Annotated in this window: 12 protein-coding genes; 8 read left to right on the top strand and 4 right to left on the bottom strand. The window is 69.0% G+C overall.

The genetic code is table 11. The features are described 5' to 3' along the window. Positions 1-4: 4 nt before the first annotated feature. On the top strand, positions 5-496 hold the full coding sequence (gene ybaK / locus ACWTPI_RS03935) for a Cys-tRNA(Pro) deacylase (RefSeq protein ID WP_020202160.1): 492 nt from the start codon (positions 5-7) through the stop codon (positions 494-496). Positions 497-634: 138 nt separating this feature from the next. After that, positions 635-1,246 carry a glycerol-3-phosphate 1-O-acyltransferase PlsY gene (gene plsY / locus ACWTPI_RS03930; protein ID WP_020202161.1) on the top strand — a complete coding sequence of 204 codons (612 nt, stop codon included), beginning with the start codon at positions 635-637 and terminating at the stop codon, positions 1,244-1,246. A gap of 38 nt (positions 1,247-1,284) precedes the next feature. Here the strand turns inward: plsY and ACWTPI_RS03925 are convergent, their stop codons facing one another. Then, a complete protein-coding gene (locus ACWTPI_RS03925; protein WP_020202162.1) occupies positions 1,285-1,965 on the bottom strand; it encodes a GntR family transcriptional regulator in 681 nt (226 codons plus the stop codon). A 364-nt stretch (positions 1,966-2,329) separates the two neighbouring features. Here ACWTPI_RS03925 and ACWTPI_RS03920 point away from each other — a divergent pair, with 364 nt between their 5' ends. Continuing rightward, the gene (locus ACWTPI_RS03920) at positions 2,330-3,310 is read left to right on the top strand and encodes a Bug family tripartite tricarboxylate transporter substrate binding protein (RefSeq protein ID WP_063826822.1); all 981 of its coding nucleotides are present in this window, start codon (positions 2,330-2,332) and stop codon (positions 3,308-3,310) included. A gap of 39 nt (positions 3,311-3,349) precedes the next feature. Continuing rightward, entirely contained in the window at positions 3,350-4,735 is a 1,386-nt protein-coding gene (locus tag ACWTPI_RS03915; protein ID WP_029043410.1) for an aspartate aminotransferase family protein, read from the top strand. Between the two features lie 70 nt (positions 4,736-4,805). On the opposite strand, the gene ACWTPI_RS03910 is transcribed toward ACWTPI_RS03915, so the two are convergent. The 3 genes from ACWTPI_RS03910 to ACWTPI_RS03900 all read right to left on the bottom strand — a co-directional run bounded on the left by ACWTPI_RS03910 (position 4,806) and on the right by ACWTPI_RS03900 (position 7,310). Continuing rightward, positions 4,806-5,099, bottom strand: coding sequence for a GYD domain-containing protein (locus ACWTPI_RS03910; protein WP_029043411.1), 294 nt, complete (start codon positions 5,097-5,099; stop codon positions 4,806-4,808). Between the two features lie 205 nt (positions 5,100-5,304). Beyond that, positions 5,305-6,582: an ATP-binding protein gene (locus ACWTPI_RS03905; protein ID WP_020202166.1), complete on the bottom strand. Its 1,278-nt coding sequence runs from the start codon at positions 6,580-6,582 to the stop codon at positions 5,305-5,307. Beyond that, entirely contained in the window at positions 6,579-7,310 is a 732-nt protein-coding gene (locus tag ACWTPI_RS03900) for a response regulator (protein WP_020202167.1), read from the bottom strand. Before ACWTPI_RS03900 ends, ACWTPI_RS03905 begins: the two co-directional genes overlap by 4 nt. A gap of 317 nt (positions 7,311-7,627) precedes the next feature. On the opposite strand from ACWTPI_RS03900, the gene ACWTPI_RS03895 reads away from it, so the two are divergent. Genes ACWTPI_RS03895 through ACWTPI_RS03880 form a run of 4 tightly spaced genes read left to right on the top strand, consistent with a single transcriptional unit; the run spans position 7,628 to position 17,263 of the window. Further along, positions 7,628-9,100 carry an MdtA/MuxA family multidrug efflux RND transporter periplasmic adaptor subunit gene (locus ACWTPI_RS03895; protein WP_454730986.1) on the top strand — a complete coding sequence of 491 codons (1,473 nt, stop codon included), beginning with the start codon at positions 7,628-7,630 and terminating at the stop codon, positions 9,098-9,100. Between the two features lie 10 nt (positions 9,101-9,110). Further along, entirely contained in the window at positions 9,111-12,290 is a 3,180-nt protein-coding gene (locus tag ACWTPI_RS03890) for an MdtB/MuxB family multidrug efflux RND transporter permease subunit (protein WP_454730985.1), read from the top strand. Beyond that, positions 12,287-15,589 (top strand): efflux RND transporter permease subunit, encoded by a 3,303-nt coding sequence (locus tag ACWTPI_RS03885; RefSeq protein ID WP_020206559.1) that lies wholly within the window; start codon positions 12,287-12,289, stop codon positions 15,587-15,589. The genes ACWTPI_RS03890 and ACWTPI_RS03885 overlap by 4 nt, the downstream gene beginning before the upstream one ends. Further along, positions 15,590-17,263 (top strand): efflux transporter outer membrane subunit, encoded by a 1,674-nt coding sequence (locus ACWTPI_RS03880; protein ID WP_454730984.1) that lies wholly within the window; start codon positions 15,590-15,592, stop codon positions 17,261-17,263. The last annotated feature ends 7 nt before the right edge of the window (positions 17,264-17,270 follow it).

Raw genomic sequence — 17,270 nt, 5'->3', positions numbered from 1 at the left:
CATCATGAGCAAGCCCAGACACGTTTCCGAAACCCCGGCCACCCAGTTCCTCAAGCAGCACGGCGTGGCCTACGGCGAGCATGCCTACGAGTACGTCGAGCACGGCGGCACCGGCGAATCGGCCCGCCAGCTCGGCGTGCCCGAGCATGCCGTGGTCAAGACGCTGGTGATGGAAGACGAGAAGGCGCAGCCGCTGATCGTGCTGATGCACGGCGACTGCTCGGTTTCCACCAAGAACCTCGCGCGCCAGACCGGCCGCAAGAGCGTGCAGCCGTGCAAGCCCGAGGTCGCGCAGCGCCACAGCGGCTACATGGTCGGAGGCACCTCGCCGTTCGGCACGCGCAAGCGCATGCCGGTCTACGTGGAGGCGAGCGTGCTGGCGCTGGACACGATCTACATCAACGGCGGCCGGCGCGGCTACCTGGTGAGCATCGCGCCGGGCGTGCTGCCCGGGCTGGTCGGCGCCGTGGCGGTGGAGTGCGCGCTGCCCGACTGAGCGGCGCCCGCGCGCGCCGTCCCGCAAGAACGGCGGCGCGGTATTGGGGAAGTCACGGGGAAATCGCGGCGCAGCCGCGGCACTGCGCCGGGCTGGCCCGCGCTACAATCCGGCCAGCCTCAAATTCCCGTTCCCCACATGGCCAACCTGATTCTCGCTATCCTCGCCTACCTGATCGGTTCCCTCTCCTTCGCCGTCGTGGTCAGCAAGGCGATGGGCCTGCCCGATCCGCACACCTACGGCTCCGGCAACCCCGGCGCCACCAACGTCCTGCGCAGCGGCAACAAGAAGGCGGCGGTGCTGACGCTGATCGGCGACGGCCTCAAGGGCTGGCTGGCGGTCTGGCTGGCGCGGCATTTCGGCCCGGCCTATGGCATCGGCGACAGCGGCGTGGCACTGGCGGCGGTGGCGGTGTTCCTCGGCCACCTGTTCCCGGTGTTCTTCGGTTTCGCCGGCGGCAAGGGCGTGGCGACCGCGGCCGGCATCCTGTTCGCCATCGACCCGCTGCTGGGCCTGGGCACGCTGGCCACGTGGCTCATCATGGCCTTCTTCTTCCGCTACTCGTCGCTGGCCGCGCTGGTGGCGGCGGTGTTCGCGCCGTTCTTCTACGTGCTGATGTCGGGAGTGGACGTGATCGCCGGCGCGGTGTTCGTCATCAGCGTGATGCTGGTGGTGCGGCACCGGGCGAACATCGGCAACCTGCTGGCCGGCAAGGAAAGCCGGATCGGTGAAAAGAAGAAGGCGGGCTGAAGGTCTGCGCCGGAAGCGGCGCGGCCCGCTTCCGCGCGCTACACGCCAGACGGGGCCTGAGCGCCCTGCCGCATCGCATCCGTGATGCTCGAAGTCGTCTCCCGCACGTGAGCGCGCATCAATGCCTCCATGACGGCGGGGTCGCCGTCCCTCAGCGCCTGCATCAATTCCTCGTGGACGGACTGGATGCTGTCCAGCGAAGGCGAGTTCTCCAGCCAGATGCGCATCAGCGGCTCCACCACTGAATGCAGTGAGGATATCTGGCGCATCAGCCTGGGCGCGTCGCTGATGGAACACAGCCGTTCGTGGAACTGCCGATGCACGGTGATCCAGTCCGAGAGGCTGGGCTGACAGCTTTCCATCCGCACGAGCAGCTGTTCCAGGTCCTGGATATCCGCCTCCGTGGCCCGCTCGGCCGCCATCGCCGCGGCCAGCCCCTCCAGCACCGCGCGCATCTCGAAGACCTCGCTGACCTCCTTCTCGGTCAGGCCCCGGACCACGACACCGCGGTTCGGCCGGATGACAAGCAGGCCCTCGCCCGCCAGCCGGCTGAACGCCTCGCGGACCGGCATGCGGCTCATGCCGATGGCAGCCGCGATTTCCTCGGGAACGAGGCGATCGCCGGGCCGCATCTCCCCCATGCGGATCCCGTGGAGGATGTGTTGGTACGCCTCTTCCTGCGCGCTTGCGGGGCGAGGCTCGAACGGTGACTGACGCATTCTGTGTCCTGATGTTTGGGGAGCAATTATAGAGAGCGCGCTCCCCCGCGCATGTTCGTGACACGAACATGCGCGGGCACGGCACATCCGCGCCATCCCGATGTGCGCTTCCGGTGCAGCGCAGACGCCGGAATCGTTGCCCGCGACACGCAAACGGCACTGCAAGGGTGCGCGCAAGCCCCACCCTCCCAGGCACAACTCTTGCTCCATTATATTTCGCCATCTGGAATTGGATACACGTATTCGTGTATACGCGGATTCAAAATCCGGGGCGCCTGCGTATCATTGGCTTCTCGCGCCCCGGGCAGACGGCTCCAGGACGGAGGCAACCCCTCCGCTGCCAAGACGACCTTTCTACGGAGTGATGATGAGTCTCTTTCGACGAATCTGCTGTGGATTCACCCTGCTGGCTCTCGGGACCACCGCCCTTGCGCAAACCAGCTCCTGGCCGGCCAGGCCGGTACGCCTCGTGGTTCCGTTCCCGGCCGGAGGCGGCGTCGACATCGTGAGCCGCTACCTGGGCGAGAAGCTGTCGGCCGAGCTCAACCAGTCGTTTGTCGTCGAGAACCGCCCCGGCGCGGCGACGCTGATCGCGTCCGAGGCCGTGTCGAATGCCACGCCCGACGGTTATACGCTGCTGGTGGCCACCACGTCGTCGCTCGTATCGAATCGCTTTCAGTACAAGAAGCTGCGCTACGACCCGGATGCGTTCGAGCTGGTGTCGCTGGTCTCGTATCAGCCGCTGGTCCTGCTGGCAAACCAGACGCTCCCGCTCAAGAACGTCAAGGGACTGATCGGCCAGGCGAAGCAACACCCCGACGCGCTCAGCTATGGCTCATTCGGAACCGGGACGTTTTCCCATCTCGCCGTGGAGCTGCTCGACACCCGTGCCGGCATCAAGATGACCCATGTCCCCTACAAGGGCGCCGCCGAGGCGCTTCCGGCATTGATCGGAAACCAGGTCCAGATCTATGCGGACACGATCTCGAGCAGCATCTCGTACATCCGGAACGGCAACCTGAAACCCCTCGCCGTCACGAGCGCCGCGCGCACGGCGGCGCTGCCGGACGTTCCCACCATCGCAGAGCAGGGATTCCCCGGATTCGACATGTCGTCGTGGGCTTCCATCGTCGCGCCGAAAAATACCCCGAAGGACATCGTCGGCAAGCTGCAGGCGGCGCTGACCAAGGTCCTGAAGTCGAAGGAATACAGGGAACGCCTGTCCGAAGTGGGCCAGGAACTCCCGCCGGAAAAGATCGGCCCCGCGGCATTCGCCGAACAGATCAAGTCGGACATCCCGAAGCTGCGCGATGTCATGAAGGAGGCGGGGGTGGAGCCCATCTGACCCCGCCGGTAGCCATGCAATCCAAACGCGAGTAGAACAATGAAACAGGCAACGAATCTCTCATCGGCGGATATCGCCAATCAACTGCATCCCTACACGAACCTGGGGGTGCACGAAACGACTGGCCCCATGATCATCACGCGCGGCGAAGGCGTGTATGTGTACGACGACAAGGGAAACCGCTATCTGGAGGGGCTTGCCGGCCTGTTCTGCGCGTCGCTCGGTTTCAGCAATGACCGCCTGGCGGATGCGGCGGACAGGCAGATGCGCAAGCTGCCCTTCTATCACGCATTCGGGCACAAGGCGTCCGAGCCGTCCATCCGCCTCGCCGAGCGGCTGATCGGGATGGCCCCGGCACCGATGTCGAAAGTCTTCTTCGCCAACTCCGGCTCGGAAGCCAACGACACCGCGATCAAGCTCGCGTGGTACTACAACAATGCGCTGGGCCGGCCCGACAAGAAGAAGATCATCTCGCGGAAGCGGGCATACCACGGCGTCACGATCGCCTCGGCGAGCCTCACCGGATTGCCGAACAATCACCGGGATTTCGATCTGCCGATCGCCGGCATCCTGCACACCGACTGCCCGCACCACTACCGCAACGCGCTCGCCGGCGAAAGCGAGGAGGCCTTCGCGACCCGCTGCGCCGACTCGCTGGAGCGACTCATTCTCGCCGAAGGCCCGCAGACCATTGCCGCCTTCTTCGCCGAGCCGATCATGGTGTCCGGCGGCGTCATCGTTCCGCCCGCGACGTACTTCGAAAAGATCCAGAAGATCCTCAGGAAGTACGACATCCTCCTTATTGCCGACGAGGTGATCTGCGGTTTCTACAGAACGGGAGAGACGTTCGGCTCGCAGCTCTACGATCTGCAGCCCGACATGATTGCCTGCGCCAAGCAGCTCTCCGCCGGCTTCCTGCCCATTTCCGCGCTGATGGTCAACGACAAGGTGTATCGGGCGATGGTCGACGAGAGCCGCAAGATCGGCACCTTTGGCCACGGCTTCACATACACGGGCCACCCGGTCGCGGCCGCGGTCGCCCTGGAGACCCTCGATATCTACGAGGACGAGCGGATTCTCGACCACGTGCGCGAAATCATCCCCCATTTCCAGGCGCGGCTGGCCGCGCTGGCCGGCCATCCGCTCGTCGGGGAAGCCCGGGGCGTCGGGCTGCTCGGGGCCGTCGAGGTGGTGGCGGACAAGCAGACCAAGGAAGCCTATCCGGTGGAAACCGGGGTCGCGGCCAAAGCCGGGACCTTCGCGCTGTCGCGCGGCGTCATCACGCGAGCGCTCGGGGACACGGTCAACATGTGCCCGCCGTTGATCATCTCCAGGAGCGAGATCGAACAGCTGTTCGACGGCATCGAAGGCGCGCTCGACGATACCTATAGCTGGGCCAGGGCCCGCCACCAGGAACCGGCCTGAAAGTGCGCCGGGTCCGCTGCCGGACCCGCGCCACGCGGAGTCGCCCGACCCTGAATTTTCGGGCGGGCGCTCAGGGCATCTTGCCGAGGATCTTTTCCATCTCGTCCGCGGAGAAGGCCGGCAGCGTCTGCGTGCGGACGTTGCCGGCCGCGCCGATCGACAGGCCGAATGCCGTCATCGTGGCTTCGTCGGGCGCGGAAAAGGTCGCCACGAGGTCGTATTGCCCGAGCGTCCAGTAGATGTCTTTCATCTCGATGCCGCATGTCTTCGCCATTTCGCGGACGATTGCGGCACGCCGGGTCGTATCCTTTACGGTACGGATTCCCTGGTCGGTGAAGTTCAGTAAGGTGACAAAGGTTGCCATGATGCGTCTCCTGATCAACTGGCACGGCACGGTGCGTCGCCGAAACACATGGAGAAGCCGGGAGCCGCAATCTGCGTACCACGCGAGGCGGCACGCGGCACGCATGGCGATGGCAAGGGAAGACGGGCGCGCCGGCGCGCCGATCCGGCCAAAACTGCTTCAGGATTGATACGCCCTGCCGCGCGGACCCGCGCGGCGGAGTCGCTCAGGCCGCCTGCGCCAGCGCCGCGAACGGGAAGATCATCTCCACCCGCAGGCCGCCTTCGGCGCGGTTTTCCAGCACCAGGCGGCCGCCCGACTGGCGCACCAGGCGGTCGACGATGGCTAGGCCGAGGCCCGAGTGGGCGTTGCCGCCGCGCGCCGGGTCCAGCCGCACGAATGGCAGCGTGACCTTTTCCATCGCCTCGGGCGGAATGCCGCTGCCTTCGTCCTCCACCACCATGTGCCAGCCGTCGGCCTGGCGCGAGGTGGACAGCCGCACCGGCGGCGCGCCGTAGGCGTAAGCGTTGTCGATCAGGTTGCCGACGATGCGGTCGAGCTGGGTGGCGATCATGCGAAAGCCTTCGCCGGCGGCCAGCGACAGCTCGATGGTCTTGTCCTGCTCGGCCAGCGAGGCGGCCAGCTCGGCGATGCGGCGGTCGACCGGCACCGGGCGCGCGGCCGGCTCGCCGCTCTGGGCGAAGGTGAGGAACTGCTCGACGATGGCGGACATCGACTCCACGTCGCGCGTCACGCCGGCGGCCGACTTGGGATCGGCCAGCATCTCGGCGCGCAGGCGCAGCCGCGCCAGCGGCGTCTTCAGGTCGTGGGCGATGCCGGCCAGCATGGTGTTGCGCTCCTGGTCGATGCGCGTGAGGTCGGCCATCATGCGGTTGAAGCGCTCGATCAACTGGCGCAGCTCGTGCGGGCCGCGCTCGCGCAGCGGCTCCACCGCGTGCTGGCGCGAGAGCTGCTCGGCCGCGGCGGCCATGTCGCGCACCGGGCGCTGGATCTGCCAGGCGATCAGCAGCGCCACCGCCATCGCCACGCCCACCACCAGGATCACGCCCGGCAGCAGGCGGTTGTCGGGCGGCGGGTTGACCACCCACAGCACCGGCATGGCGATCCAGTCCTCGCGATGCGGCAGCTTGACCCAGATGCGCGAGGTCTCTTCCTCCTCCAGCCGCACCTGGCTGCCGGCCGGCAGGCGCTGGGCGAACTGGTCGACCAGGCGGCGCGCGCGGCCCTTGGCGGTCACGGTGTGCTCGACCGCGCTGGCCTCGCTGGCCACCTCGACCAGGCTCGGCAGCGGCGCCGGCGGCTTGGCCGCCAGCGCGCGCTGGATGCTGTCGAACTGGAACAGCATCTGCTCGACCGAATAGTCCACCTGCTGCTGGCGGCGGTCCATGCGCAGGATCGCCAGCCACGAGAAGTGGCTCAGCACCAGCACCGCGGCAATCAGCAGCGCGATGCGGCCGAACAGCGTGTCGATGCGCAGTTTCATTGCGGTATGTCGTCGGCTTCGTCGGGCACGAAGGTGTAGCCGCGCCCGCGCACGGTCTGGATGTAGCGGGGCCGCTGCGCGTCTTCGTCGAGCAGGCGGCGCAGGCGCCATATCTGCACGTCGATGCCGCGGTCGCTGATGCCGCTCGCGGAGCCGTACATCAGCTCCACGATGCGCTCGCGCGAGAGCACTTCGAGCGGATGCGTGAGCAGCAGCTTGAGCAGCGCGAATTCGGTGTCGCTGATCGGCACCGCGTCGCCCGCGCGCACCAGCGAGCGCTGGCGGAAATTCACGCGGAACGGCCCGAACGCGAGCCCTTCGCGGTCTTCCGGCGCGGCCGCCGGGCGCGCCAGCTTGCGCCGCAGCACGGCGTTGATGCGGGCCAGCAGCTCGCGCGGCGAGAACGGCTTGCCGAGGTAGTCGTCGGCGCCGATCTCCAGGCCCACGATGCGGTCGATCTCGTCGCTGCGCGCGGTCAGCAGGATGACCGGGATGTCGTCGTTCTTGGCGCGCAGGTTGCGCAGCGCGGTGAGGCCGTCCACCTTCGGCATCATCAGATCCAGCACGATCAGCGCCGGGCGCTCTCGCTCCAGGCGCGCATGCAGGCCTTCGCCGTCGTGCAGGACGGAGACCGCAAAGCCTTGCTGGCTCAGGTATTCGCGCAGCAGGTCGCGGAGTTCTGGATCGTCGTCGACGACCAGGATCTGGGTGGGCTGATTGGCTCGCATAGGCAGATGATAGCTAGGCTGGGCGCGGCAATCCGGGCGAATTGTTTCAGGGCATTACACCCGGGCCACTGGTAATGAACTGTAAGAATGGGCGTCGGCGGTGAAACATCCGCGCCGCCAGGGCGCATTATGCTTCGCTTATGTTTGCTGCCCCCGGCGCCGCCGGAGAGCGCGGCACCGATCCGAAGCTGCCCGGCACGATGTGCCGTCGCGTGCTGCCCGCGGCTCGCGCGGATGGCATTACGGCATACTTCTGCCTCTCCCACCCCGAAAACCCGATTTACGCGTTTTGTCGCGTCGCATCCCAGGAACCGGTCATGGCCAACCCCGAAGAAAACCAACAGGCTAAACAGCCAACGTCCGGCAAGGCGGCCTCGCACCGCCCCAGACTGATCGCCGCCGCGCTGGCCGTGCTGCTGGCGGGCGGTGGATGGTACTGGTACCACCATCGTAGCGCGGCCGCGCCGGACGCGCAGGGCGCCGCGGCCGGCGCCGGCGCGCGCGCGCCCGGCGCGAGTGGTCCGGGCGGACGCGGCGGCCCCGGCGGCCCCGGCGCGCAGCGCTCGCCGGTGGTGGTCAGCACGGTCGCCAGGCGCAACATGGACGTCATCCTCAACGGCCTGGGCAACGTCACGCCGGTGGCCAACGTGACCGTGCGCGTCCAGGTGTCCGGGCCCATGCTCAAGGTCCTGTTCAAGGAAGGCCAGATGGTCAAGGCCGGCGACGTGCTCGCCGAGATCGACCCGCGCCCGTTCCAGGCCGCGCTCGACCAGGCCGTGGGCACGCTGGCGCGCGACCGCGCGCTGCTCGAGAACGCCCGCCTGGACCAGAAGCGCTACCGCACGCTGCTGGCGCAGGATTCGGTTTCCAGCCAGCAGGTGGACACCCAGGACGCGCTGGTGCGCCAGTACGAGGGCACCGTCAAGACCGACCAGGGCAACGTCGACAACGCGCGCCTGCAACTGGGCTACACGCGCGTGCTGGCGCCGGTGTCCGGGCGCATCGGCCTGCGCCAGGTGGACCCGGGCAACATCGTCAGCACCACCGATACCAACGGCATCGCGCTGATCACCCAGGTGGCGCCGATCGCGGTGCTGTACACGATTCCCGAGGACAACCTGCCGTCGGTGCTGCGGCGCCTGAACGCCGGCGAGCAGCTGCCGGTGATCGCGCTGGACCGCCAGGCGCGCAACAAGCTGGCCGAGGGCACGCTGCTGACCACCGACAACCAGATCGACACCACCACCGGCACGGTCAAGCTCAAGGCCATCTTCCCCAACGCCGACGGGATGCTGTTCCCCAACCAGTTCGTCAACGTGCGCACCCGCGTGGACACGCTCGAGGACGCCACCGTCATCCCGGTGGCGGCGGTCCAGCGCGGCCAGCAGGGCACCTTCGTCTACGTCGTCGACGACAACAACCAGGTCAAGGTGCAGAACGTCACGCTGGGCCCGGGCGACGAGAACCGGGTGTCGGTCGCCAAGGGCCTGGAGCCGGGCCAGCACGTGGTGGTGGACGGCGCCGACCGGCTCAAGGAAGGCATGACGGTGGAAACCGTGGACCCGGCCGCGCGCGCCTCGCAGCTCGTGCCGGCCAGCCAGCCGCGCGGGCGCGGACGCCGCCGCGAAGGCGGCTGGGGCGGTGCCAGCGGCTCGGGCGCCGCTGGTGCCTCAGGTGCCTCCGGTGCCTCCGGCGCCGGCGGCGAGGGCCGCCGCCACCACAACGGCGCCAGCGCGGCGGCGGCCGGCGGCGGCGCCCCGGCGGGCGCCGCGCCGCAGCGGCCGCAGTAAGGACCGATACATGAACCCGTCACGCCTCTTCATCGAGCGGCCGGTCGCCACCGCGCTGCTGATGCTCGCCATCCTGCTGTCCGGGCTGGTGGCCTTCCGCCTGCTGCCGCTGTCCGCGCTGCCCGAGGTCGACTACCCGACCATCCAGGTCACCACGCTCTACCCCGGCGCCAGCCCCGACGTGATGACCTCGTCGATCACCGCGCCGCTGGAGCGCCAGTTCGGCCAGATGCCGGGGCTCAAGCAGATGTCGTCCTCGTCGTCGGGCGGCGCCTCGGTGATCACGCTGCAGTTCGAGCTGACGCTGTCGCTCGACATCGCCGAGCAGCAGGTGCAGGCGGCCATCAACGCCGGCAGCAACCTGCTGCCGGCCGACCTGCCGATGCCGCCGGTCTACAGCAAGGTCAACCCGGCCGACGCGCCCATCCTGAGCCTGGGCATCACCTCCGACACCCTGCCGCTGCCCAAGCTGCAGGACATGGTCGACACGCGCGTGGCGCAGAAGATCTCGCAGATCCAGGGCGTGGGCCTGGTCACGCTCAGCGGCGGGCAGCGCCCGGCCGTGCGCGTGCAGGCCAACCCCACCGCGCTGGCCTCGCTCGGCATGTCGATCGACGACCTGCGCACCGCCATCGGCAACGCCAACGTCAACGGCTCCAAGGGCAGCTTCGACGGCCCGGCGCGCGCCTCGACCATCGACGCCAACGACCAGCTCAAGTCGGCCGACGAGTACAAGCAGATCATCATCGGCTACCAGAACGGGGCGCCGATCCGCATCACCGACGTCGCCAACATCGTCGACGGCGCGGAAAATTCGCGGCTGGCGGCCTGGTCCAACGACAAGCCGGCCATCATCATGAACATCCAGCGCCAGCCCGGCGCCAACGTGATCGAGGTGGTGGACCGCATCAAGACGCTGCTGCCGCAGCTGGAGACCGCGCTGCCGGCCGCCGTGCACGTGCAGTTGCTGACCGACCGCACCACCACCATCCGCGCCTCGGTGCGCGACGTGGAGTTCGAGCTGCTGCTGGCCGTGGCGCTGGTGGTGATGGTGATCTTCGTGTTCCTGCGCAACGTGCCGGCCACCATCATCCCGGGCGTGGCGGTGCCGCTGTCGCTGGTGGGCACCTTCGGCGTGATGTACCTGGCCGGCTTCTCGATCAACAACCTAACGCTGATGGCGCTGACCATCGCCACCGGCTTCGTGGTGGACGACGCGATCGTGATGATCGAGAACATCATGCGCTACATCGAGGACGGCGAGAGCCCGATGGCGGCGGCGCTCAAGGGCTCGAAGCAGATCGGCTTCACCATCATCTCGCTGACCTTCTCGCTGGTGGCGGTGCTGATCCCGCTGCTGTTCATGGGCGACGTGGTGGGCCGGCTGTTCCGCGAGTTTGCCATCACGCTGGCGGTGTCGATCCTGATCTCCGCGGTGGTCTCGCTCACGCTCACGCCGATGATGTGCGCGCGCCTGCTGCACCACGTGCCGGAGGAAAAGCTGTCGCGCTTCCACCGCGCCACCGGCCGCTTCTTCGACGACGTGATCGCGCGCTACGGCCGCGCGCTGGACTGGGTGCTCGACCGCCAGAAAAGCACGCTGCTGGTGGCGGTGGGCACGCTGGTGCTGACCGTGCTGCTCTACCTGCTGGTGCCCAAGGGCTTCTTCCCGGTGCAGGACACCGGTGTGATCCAGGCCATCACCGAGGCCTCGCAGAGCACCTCGTTCCCGGCCATGCAGCTCAAGCAGGAGGCGGTGGCCAAGGTGGTGATGCAGGACCCGGCGGTGGAAAGCCTGTCGTCGTTCATCGGCGTGGACGGCACCAACACCACGCTCAACGCCGGGCGCATGCTGATCAACCTCAAGCCCAAGGACCAGCGCAGCGAGACCATCGAGGAGGTCACGCACCGCCTGCAGGCCTCGGTCGAGAAGCTCGGCGGCATCGCCATGTACATGCAGCCGGTGCAGGACCTGACCATCGAGGACCGCGTGGCGCGCACGCAGTACCAGTTCACGGTGCAGGACCCGGACCCGGCCACGCTGGCCACCTGGGTGCCGCGCCTGGTCGAGCGGCTCAAGCAGGAGCCGGAGATGCGCGACGTCGCCAGCGACCTGCAGAACAACGGCCTGCGCGCCTACGTGGAGATCGACCGCGACTCGGCCGCGCGCTTCGGCATCACCACCGCGGTGATCGACAGCGCGCTGTACAGCGCCTACGGCCAGCGCCTGGTGTCGACCATCTTCACGCAGTCGAACCAGTACCGCGTGGTGCTGGAGGCCATGCCCAACTTCCGCACCGGCCCGCAGTCGCTGGCCGAGCTGCGCCTGCCCTCCTCTTCCGGCGGCCAGGTGCCGCTGGGCGCGGTGGCGCGCATCTCCGAGCGCACCGGCCCGCTGGTGATCAACCACGAGGGCCAGTTCCCGGCCTCGACGATCTCCTTCAACCTGGCGCCGGGCGCGTCGCTGGGCGCGGCGGTCGACAAGATCACCAAGGTGGAGCAGGAGATCGGCCTGCCGATCTCGATGCAGACCGAGTTCCAGGGCGCCGCGCTGGCGTTCCGCGCCTCGCTGTCGAACACGCTGTGGCTGATCCTGGCCGCGGTGGTGACCATGTACATCGTGCTCGGCGTGCTGTACGAGAGCACCATCCACCCGGTCACCATCCTGTCCACGCTGCCCTCGGCCGGCGTGGGCGCGCTGCTGGCGCTGCTGGTGTCGGGGCAGGACCTCGGCATCATCGCCATCATCGGCATCATCCTGCTGATCGGCATCGTCAAGAAGAACGCCATCATGATGATCGACTTCGCGCTCGAGGCCGAGCGCGAGGGCGGCATGAAGCCGCGCGACGCCATCCACCAGGCCTGCCTGCTGCGCTTCCGCCCGATCCTGATGACGACGATGGCCGCGCTGCTGGCGGCGCTGCCGCTGATGCTGGGCACCGGCATCGGCTCCGAGCTGCGCCGCCCGCTGGGCATCACGATGGTGGGCGGCCTGCTGGTCAGCCAGGTGCTGACGCTGTTCACCACGCCGGTGATCTACCTCGCATTCGACCGCATCGCCGCGCGCCTGGCGGCTTGGCGGCGCCGGCACATCGGCGATCCGCACGATCCGCACGACCCGGGCAAGCCCGATGACGAAGGCGACAGCGGCTGGGGCGGCGGCAAGCCGGCACCCGCGGAGCCGCGATGAACCTGTCCGCCCTCTTCATCCACCGGCCGGTCGCCACCGCGCTGCTCACGCTCGGCATCCTGCTGGCCGGCGTCGCGGCGCTGCGCACGCTGCCGGTGTCGCCGCTGCCGCAGGTGGACTTCCCCACCATCTCGGTATCGGCCTCGCTGCCGGGCGCCAGCCCCGAGACGATGGCCGCCACCGTGGCCACGCCGCTGGAGCGCGCGCTCGGCGCCATCGCCGGCGTCACCGAGATCACCTCCAGCAGCTCGCTGGGCTCGACCCGCGTGACCATGCAGTTCGACCTGTCGCGCGACATCGACGGCGCCGCGCGCGACGTGCAGGCGGCCATCAACGCCGCGCGCGGCACGCTGCCCACCAGCCTGCCCAACAACCCGACCTACCGCAAGGTCAACCCGGCCGACGCGCCGATCATGATCATCGGCCTGACCTCGCCGACCATGACGCGCGGCCAGCTCTACGACGCGGCCTCCACCATCCTCGCGCAGAAGCTGTCGCAGGTCGAGGGCGTGGGGCAGGTCACCATCGGCGGCGCCTCGCTGCCGGCGGTGCGCGTGGAGCTCAACCCGACCGCGCTCAACAAGTACGGCATCGCGCTCGAGGACGTGCGCAACACCATCAGCGCCACCAACGCCAACCGGCCGCTGGGCTCGGTGGAAAGCGCGGCCAAGAACTGGCAGGTGTACGCCAACGACCAGGCCCGCACGGCGGCGGAGTACATGCCGCTGATCATCCGCTACGCCACGCCCGGCACGTTCTCGTCGACCTCGGCCGGCGCGCTGATCGCCAGCACCGCCAACGCCACCGCGGGCGGCGGCGTCAGCACCAAGACCGTCAACGGCGTCACCGTCACCACCATCACCACCAGCAGCGGCACCACCACCATCAGCACGGGCGCGACCGGCGGCAACGCCGGCGGCGCGGGCCCGAACTCGTTCGCGGTGCCGGTGCGGCTGTCCGACGTGGCCAACGTGGTCGATTCGGTCGAGGACATCCGCAACGCCGGCTCGGCCAACGGCAAGCCCTCGGTGCTGCTGGTGCTCAACCGCTCGCCCGGCGCCAACATCATCGAGACCGTGGACCGCGTCACCGAGATGCTGCCGCAGTTGCAGAAGATGATCCCGGCGGCGATCTCGATGGACGTGATGATGGACCGCACGCCCACCATCCGCGCCTCGCTGCGCGAGGTCGAGTACACGCTGATGATCTCGGTGGCGCTGGTGATCATGGTGGTGTTCCTGTTCCTGCGCAACGTGCGCGCCACGCTGATCCCGAGCGTGGCGGTGCCGGTCTCGCTGGTCGGCACCTTCACGGTGATGTACCTGGCGGGCTTCTCGCTGAACAACCTGTCGCTGATGGCGCTGACCATCGCCACCGGCTTCGTGGTGGACGACGCCATCGTGGTGCTGGAGAACATCTCGCGCCACATCGAGGAAGGCATGACGCCGATGGCCGCCGCGCTCAAGGGCACGCGCGAGGTCGGCTTCACGGTGCTGTCGATGAGCCTGTCGCTGATCGCGGTGTTCATTCCGCTGCTGATGATGGGCGGCATCGTCGGGCGGCTGTTCCAGGAGTTCGCCGTCACGCTGTCGGTGGCCATCATGGTGTCGCTGGTGGTGTCGCTGACCACCACGCCGATGATGTGCTCGCGCCTGCTCAAGCCGATGCCGCCCGAGCAGGCGCAGGGGCGCTTCTTCCGCGCCAGCGAGCGCGTGTTCCAATGGCTGCACGACGGCTACGCGCGCTCGCTGGCGGTGGCGCTGCGCCACAGCCGGCTGGTCTGGCTGGTGCTGCTGTGCACGGTCGGGCTCAACGTGTGGCTCTACGTGATCGTGCCCAAGGGCTTCTTCCCGCAGCAGGACACCGGGCGGCTGATCGGCTTCATCCGCGCCGACCAGGCCACCTCGTTCCAGGCCATGCGCGTCAAGCTCGACAACTTCACCCGCATCGTGCAGTCGGACCCGGCCGTGGTCAACGTGACCGGCTTCACCGGCGGCTCGCAGCGCAACACCGGACAGATGTTCGTCACGCTCAAGCCGCTGAGCCAGCGCGACGAATCGGCCGACCAGATCATCGCGCGGCTGCGCGGCAAGCTGGCCAAGGAGCCCGGCGCCAGCCTGTTCCTGCAGTCGGTGCAGGACATCCGCATCGGCGGGCGGCAGAGCAGCTCGCAATACCAGTTCACGCTGCAGTCCGACGACCTCGAGGTGCTGCGCGAATGGGAGCCCAAGGTGCGCGCCGCGCTCTCCAACGTCAAGGGGCTCGAGGACATCGACACCGACACCAACGACAAGGGCCTGCAGACCTCGGTCATCATCGACCGCGACACCGCCTACAAGCTCGGCATCACCGCGCAGCAGATCGACGCCGTGCTCAACGACGCCTTCGGCCAGCGCCAGGTGGCGACCATCTACAACCCGCTCAACCAGTACCGCGTGGTGATGGAGCTGAGCCAGGAATACCTGCAGGGGCCGAACGCGCTCAAGGACATCTACGTGGTCGCCGGCAACGGCCACCGCGTGCCGCTGTCGGCCTTCGCGCGCGTGACGCCGACCAGCACGCCGCTGGGCGTGAACCACCAGGGCCAGTTCGCCGCGTCCACCATCTCGTTCAACCTCGCCGACGGCTTCTCGCTGTCGCAGGCGACCGCGGCGATCCAGGACGCGATGGCGCGCATCGGCGCGCCGGAGACGCTGCGCGCGAGCTTCCAGGGCAGCGCGCGCGCGTTCCAGGACTCGCTCAAGAGCCAGCCGCTGCTGATCCTGGCCGCGCTGATCACGATCTACATCGTGCTGGGCATGCTGTACGAGAGCTACGTGCACCCGCTCACCATCCTCTCGACGCTGCCCTCGGCCGGCGTGGGCGCGCTGCTGGCGCTGCTGGGCACGCACACCGACTTCACCATCATCGCGCTGATCGGCGTGATCCTGCTGATCGGCATCGTCAAGAAGAACGCCATCATGATGATCGACTTCGCCATCGACGCCGAGCGGCGCGAGGGCCTGGCGCCGCAGGACGCGATCTACCGCGCCTGCCTGCTGCGCTTCCGCCCCATCATGATGACCACGATGGCGGCGCTGCTCGGCGCCATCCCGCTGGCGATCGGCCACGGCGACGGCGCCGAGCTGCGCGCGCCGCTGGGCATCTCCATCGTGGGCGGGCTGGTGGTCAGCCAGTTGCTGACGCTCTACACGACGCCGGTGGTGTACCTGACCCTGGACCGCTGGCGCCTCAAGGTGAAGGCATGGCGCAGCCGCCGCGCCGCGCTCGCCACGGGCCGCCCCGGCCTCGAATCCTGAATGCGACCCATGAACGCCATTTTCCGCTCCTCTTCCGTGCCCGCCCCGCTGGCCCTGGCCTGCGCCCTGCTGCTGGGCGGCTGCGCCGTCGGCCCCGACTACCAGCGCCCGGACGCGCCGGCCGCGCCCGCCTTCAAGGAAGCCCCCGCCGACAGCGCGCAGTGGGGCGAATGGAAGCCGGCCGAGCCGCAGGACGCCAGCGCGCGCGGCCGCTGGTGGGCCATCTTCGGCGATGCCGACCTCGACGCGCTGATGTCGCAGGTGCAGATCTCCAACCAGAACATCAAGGCGGCCGAGGCCCAGTACCGGCAGGCGCAGGCGCTGCTGCAGTCGGCGCGCGCGGGCTACTACCCGACCGTGGGCGCGTCCGCCTCGGCCGGCCGCTCCAGCTCCGGCACCACCACCACCGGCGCCGCGCGCATCGCCAACAGCCAGGGCGCCTCGCTGACGGCGAGCTGGGAGCCCGACCTGTGGGGCAAGGTGCGCCGCCAGGTGGAGAGCAGCGAGGCCAGCGCGCAGGCCAGCGAGGCCACGCTGGCCTCCACGCTGCTGTCGACCCAGGCCACGCTGGCGCAGACCTACTTCCTGCTGCGCATCACCGACCAGCAGCGCGCGCTGCTCGAGCGCACCGTGGCCGACTACACGCGCTCGCTGCAGCTGGTGCGCAACCAGTACGCGGTCGGCACCGCGCAGCGCTCCGACGTGCTGCAGTCGGAAACCCAGCTCAAGAGCGCCCAGGCCCAGCAGATCGACATCCAGATCACGCGCGCGCAGTACGAGCACGCCATCGCCATCCTGATCGGCCAGGCGCCGGCCTCGTTCTCGGTCACGGCGCACGACTTCGCCTCGCGCGTGCCGCGCGTGCCGGCGGCGCTGCCGTCCGCGCTGCTAGAGCGCCGCCCCGACATCGCCGCCGCCGAGCGCCAGATGGCGGCCTCCAACGCCCAGATCGGCGTGGCGCAGGCGGCGTTCTATCCCACGCTGTCGCTGTCGGCCTCGGGCGGGCTGTCCGCGGCCACGCTGGCGCGCTGGCTGTCGCTGCCCGACCGCGTGTGGTCGATCGGCCCGGCGCTGGCCGGCACGCTGTTCGACGGCGGCCTGCGCAGCGCGGCCAAGGCGCAGGCGGTGGCCGCCTACGACCAGTCGGTGGCCGAGTACCGGCAGACCGTGCTGGCCGCCTTCCAGGAGATCGAGGACAACCTCGCCGCGGCGCGCCTGCTGGAGCAGGAAGCCGTGGTGCAGGACGACGCGCTGCGCTCCGCGCGCGAGGCGCTGGCGCTGGTCAACAACCGCTACCGCGCCGGCACCGCCGCGCTGCTCGACGTGCTGACCGCGCAGACCACCGCCTACCAGGCCGAGGTCACGGCGCTGTCGATCTACGGCCGCCAGTTCACTGCCAGCGTGGTGCTGATGCGCGCGCTGGGCGGCGGCTGGCATGTGGAGGGCGGCGACGTGGCGCGCGGCGGCCAGCCCGGCGCGGCGGCGCCGGCAGCGCCCGCAACGAACGCGGCCGAAGCGACGCCGGCCGCCGTGCCCGCGTGGACGCCGCTGTCGGCGCCGGCCGCCGCGGACCTCGCGCGGGCGCCGGCAGCGCCGGCGCCGGCGGGCGGCAGGACGGGCACGCCGGTGCAGGCCATCGCCGAGGAAACGCCGGGCAGCACGCGCGCGCGCTGACCGGCGC

The organism is Cupriavidus ulmosensis (genome assembly GCF_977008105.1).
This window is presented reverse-complemented; position numbering and strand designations above follow the sequence as displayed.

What these genes read in the sequence shown, in the direction of transcription:
- ybaK (WP_020202160.1), top strand. Translation starts at nt 5, where the DNA reads ATGAGCAAGCCCAGACACGTTTCCGAAACCCCGGCCACCCAGTTCCTC.
- plsY (WP_020202161.1), top strand. Translation starts at nt 635, where the DNA reads ATGGCCAACCTGATTCTCGCTATCCTCGCCTACCTGATCGGTTCCCTC.
- ACWTPI_RS03925 (WP_020202162.1), bottom strand. Translation starts at nt 1,965, where the DNA reads ATGCGTCAGTCACCGTTCGAGCCTCGCCCCGCAAGCGCGCAGGAAGAG.
- ACWTPI_RS03920 (WP_063826822.1), top strand. Translation starts at nt 2,330, where the DNA reads ATGATGAGTCTCTTTCGACGAATCTGCTGTGGATTCACCCTGCTGGCT.
- ACWTPI_RS03915 (WP_029043410.1), top strand. Translation starts at nt 3,350, where the DNA reads ATGAAACAGGCAACGAATCTCTCATCGGCGGATATCGCCAATCAACTG.
- ACWTPI_RS03910 (WP_029043411.1), bottom strand. Translation starts at nt 5,099, where the DNA reads ATGGCAACCTTTGTCACCTTACTGAACTTCACCGACCAGGGAATCCGT.
- ACWTPI_RS03905 (WP_020202166.1), bottom strand. Translation starts at nt 6,582, where the DNA reads ATGAAACTGCGCATCGACACGCTGTTCGGCCGCATCGCGCTGCTGATT.
- ACWTPI_RS03900 (WP_020202167.1), bottom strand. Translation starts at nt 7,310, where the DNA reads ATGCGAGCCAATCAGCCCACCCAGATCCTGGTCGTCGACGACGATCCA.
- ACWTPI_RS03895 (WP_454730986.1), top strand. Translation starts at nt 7,628, where the DNA reads ATGGCCAACCCCGAAGAAAACCAACAGGCTAAACAGCCAACGTCCGGC.
- ACWTPI_RS03890 (WP_454730985.1), top strand. Translation starts at nt 9,111, where the DNA reads ATGAACCCGTCACGCCTCTTCATCGAGCGGCCGGTCGCCACCGCGCTG.
- ACWTPI_RS03885 (WP_020206559.1), top strand. Translation starts at nt 12,287, where the DNA reads ATGAACCTGTCCGCCCTCTTCATCCACCGGCCGGTCGCCACCGCGCTG.
- ACWTPI_RS03880 (WP_454730984.1), top strand. Translation starts at nt 15,590, where the DNA reads ATGCGACCCATGAACGCCATTTTCCGCTCCTCTTCCGTGCCCGCCCCG.